The sequence below is a fragment of the Francisella sp. 19X1-34 genome (genome assembly GCF_041102755.1).
Taxonomy (GTDB): domain Bacteria; phylum Pseudomonadota; class Gammaproteobacteria; order Francisellales; family Francisellaceae; genus Francisella.
The window spans coordinates 1-3694 of sequence record NZ_JBGCTX010000106.1 but is presented as its reverse complement, the minus strand read 5'-3'; the positions used below and the strand labels follow the sequence as shown (position 1 = coordinate 3694).

Sequence of the window (3694 nt, the reverse complement as noted above, 5' to 3'; positions counted from 1 at the left end):
GTTTATTATTTCTCCAATTAAAATCAATAATTATAAATATTTAGACATGAAGTAATTATCGAACTGAGGTTAATATATGTTTTTTTAGCGGCTATTTTCTTTGTTAATTTGGAAATAAATGCTGTCGCAGTATTGCTTAATAATATATCTAGATATTTAGATATATCTATAAGTAGTGCTCAATGGATTGGCAGTATATATATGGTATTTTTTTCATCGACTGTAATTATCGCTGGTAGACTTGGAGATATATATCATAGTAAGAATATATATCTTATAGGTATATATGTTTTTTTTCTTTCTACACTTGGTTGTGCTTTTTCTAATGGTCTTACTATGTTAATAATAATGAGAATCTTACAGGGGGTTGGAGGGGCTCTTGTTTGGCCTAACGCAGCATCATTGATTTTAAAACAAACAGATGTATATCCTAAAGGTAAGTTAATAGGGCTATTTACAGCATCAGTTGGGTTAGCAATAGCCGCAGGGCCTGTAGTAAGTGGCTATTTTACTGATCTATTTGGTTGGAGAGGAATATTTATAATAACTGCTGTAGCGATGTTAATAATATGTGGCTTTCATTTTTTTTATAAATCAAATTTTACTTCAGAAAATAATTCAAAAAAGGAGGTCGATTATTTAGGGGTATTGATTACTTGTTTATTATTACTAACAATATCTTTTTATTTAAGTTCATTTAACTCAATAACATTATATATTCATCTTTTATATTTAATAACAATTGTTGTACTAGGTTCTGTGTTAGGAGTTTATCTAAAGTATAAAAATAATCCAATTATCAAAATTAATTTATTCAAGGATCGTAATGTATTAATAGGTTGTATTTGTAGATTATTATTCCAAACTGTTTTTATGGGCTTCACGTATTCATTTATAATTTATGTATCAAATTATTTTCACCTGTCTCCGTTTAAGGCAGGATTGTCATTTATTTCCTGTACTATTTGTTTGTTTATTTTAGCTTTTGTTAGTGGAAGGTTGATAGATTTAAGAATATCTATCTATAGTATTACTTTAAGTGGGCTTGTACTAATGATATTAGCATATATTATTCTAAGTTCTGGATATGGAGATGGTTCAGTTTTATTCTTAGAATTTCTTATTATTGTATTAGGGGCTGGGTATGCGATAGCGTCACCATCATTACTTGCTATAACAACAAAATCAACTGATAATAGTAATTATGGCTCGGTTACAGGGATGTACTTTATGTTTAGTACATTTGGAAATGCTATAGGTATAATTATAGCTGGCCTGTATTCTCAGCATGTGGTACAAAGCGGTGTTGTATTGGTGAAATTTTCTAATGTTAATATTTTATACGGTATAGTTACCATATTCATTTTTTTGGCTATTTTAGGCTTGAGAATCTATAATAGCCTATTAAAAGATATTTAGTCATTCTGTCTATAGAATAAATAACGTTTCCTATTTTTAATTAGATGTCTATACACGAATAATTAATAAAATAAGCTAAGCTCAATAGTTGCTAAATATTTAATAGTAATTTTATCTACTCATCGATATGATTTGACATAAGAATTATTTAGAAAGTATTAGCCTTAGTTTTTAATAAAAAAACATAAGAAAATTATGATATATCAACATATTATTGATCCAATACTATTTGTTGTTGGGTTTGTGGCATCTGTTACAGATACAATAGCTGGTGGAGGAGGTTTAATAACCTTACCAGTTTTATTATTTAGTGGATTACCTCCAGTACTTGCTTTTGGAACAAATAAGTTTCAGTCAGTTATTGGTCAAACGTCATCTACATTATTTTTTTTAAAAAAGAAATATGTAAATTATAAGTTAATAGTACCTTGTTTTATATTTGTTATTTTTGGATCTACAATAGGAACTATTGTACTTTTATTCATTTCAGTATCTTGGTTAGAGAAGTTGATACCTATTCTTTTAACTTATGTTTTAATACAGATGATTTTGACGATATTTATAAGAAAAAATAAGCTAGAAAGTGATATGTTAAATCCAAATAAGACTAAGTTTATGGCTATGGGAACATCAATAGGATTTTATAACGGATTTTTTGGCCCTGGAACAGGATCTCTTTGGGCGATTATGCTGATGAAATTTTTTCATATAAATATAAAATCAGCAATAATGTATACAAAACCGTTGAATTTATTAGGAAACATTAGTGCTCTAATAGTTTTTATTATCACTAGTGAAGTTAATTATACATACGCTATTATTATGGCTGTTGGAGCTTATATAGGTGGCAAATTTGGAGGCTATATTGTTTCAAATAACAATATGAACTTCATAAAAATGATTTTCTTTATGATTCTTTTTATTAGTACAATAAGCACTTATTTTAAGTATTATTGATTTTAATTAGACTTTATTAAAGTGACAAGTATTATTATCTCTACTTGAATAATAAATATACATGCAGTAATGGTTTTTATTTACAGAACTAACTAAAAATAAGTACTAAGTTGCTGTGTAAAAGGCTGGATAGTTAGTTTAACCAGACTTAATATTTAATACTAATGATATATTTAAGTTTGGTGATAATATAATGAGTACTGAAGGTGACGTTATAAATCTTTTTTCAAGTGAGTCTTATCCAAAAGAAAAAGAAATCAAAAATGGTAATATTATAAAATACTATAATGATGGTATTGTTGCTATATTTCCTAAGGCTGTCAAAGATTCTCAACCAGCTATTATAGTTTCAGCAGGTGTTCATGGGGATGAAGCACTTCCTGTAGGTCTGGTATATAACCTTTTTAAAGATCTTTTAAATAATTTAACAATCAATCGACCATTAATGATTATATTGGGTAATTTAAAAGCAATTGAGCTAGGCGAACGTATGGTCGAGGTTGATTTAAATAGATGCTTTAACGTTGATGAGGATACTTCAAATTCATCAATAGAACATAAAAGGGCATTTGATATTACTGTAGCAATAAAGCAGTTTAAAGAAGATCTAGATGTCCATGGTATTTCAATAGAAAAGCACCTTGATTTACATAGCTATAAATTTGATGGTCCTTTTGATGAATGTTTAGATGATGGCACACAGTTTGCAATTTGTGTTGCAGAACAACCTTATAATATTAATCATAAAAAAATCTTAGATGCTTGTAACATTAGAAAAATTGTTATAGATATTAAAAATATGGAAGGAACTTTTACATCTTTTATGGTAAATAAATACCCAAGTATTACAAGCATAACTTTTGAGCTTGGAATTAGTAAGAAGTTAAGTAAAAATAATCCACCAAGTTTAGAAAATATCCTAAGCTATCTTCTGGCACAAATCTCTGAAAAACATAATCAAAATAATAAAATAAGTTCTAATAAAATTGATAAATATAGATTTTATGATACAGTCACTAAAAGCAGTGAAGCTTGTAAATTAAGTACTGACATATCTTTAAAAAACTTTACTAAGTATAATAAGGGAGATATTGTAGCTTATGATGATGGGCAGGTATTATATCGAATTCCATCAGAGAATCATACTGTACTTTTTGCATCGCCATTTAGTCCTCTAGAAAGACCTATTACTTTTATATTAGAAAAAGTATAAAAGATAAAAGTCTAATACCTAATGTAACTTATGACCCTTTACAGACTTTTGTGTAAATTTTTCATAGGCTACCAATCCTATCTTCAAATTTAATCATAAAATGTG

The 3694-nt window shown here is 27.7% G+C and carries 3 protein-coding genes; all 3 read left to right on the top strand.

Translation table 11 applies throughout. The features are described from left to right. Positions 1 to 36: 36 nt before the first annotated feature. On the top strand, positions 37 to 1419 hold the full coding sequence (locus tag AB8E56_RS11240) for an MFS transporter (protein WP_329481148.1): 1383 nt from the start codon (positions 37 to 39) through the stop codon (positions 1417 to 1419). A gap of 195 nt (positions 1420 to 1614) precedes the next feature. Continuing rightward, positions 1615 to 2376, top strand: coding sequence for a TSUP family transporter (locus AB8E56_RS11235; RefSeq protein WP_329481146.1), 762 nt, complete (start codon positions 1615 to 1617; stop codon positions 2374 to 2376). 193 nt (positions 2377 to 2569) lie between these two features. Beyond that, on the top strand, positions 2570 to 3589 hold the full coding sequence (locus AB8E56_RS11230; protein WP_329481144.1) for a succinylglutamate desuccinylase/aspartoacylase family protein: 1020 nt from the start codon (positions 2570 to 2572) through the stop codon (positions 3587 to 3589). Positions 3590 to 3694 lie beyond the last annotated feature (105 nt).

Excerpts from the sequence above, each read along its gene's own strand:
- AB8E56_RS11230 (WP_329481144.1), top strand. The coding sequence starts at position 2,570 with ATGAGTACTGAAGGTGACGTTATAAATCTTTTTTCAAGTGAGTCTTAT.
- AB8E56_RS11235 (WP_329481146.1), top strand. The coding sequence starts at position 1,615 with ATGATATATCAACATATTATTGATCCAATACTATTTGTTGTTGGGTTT.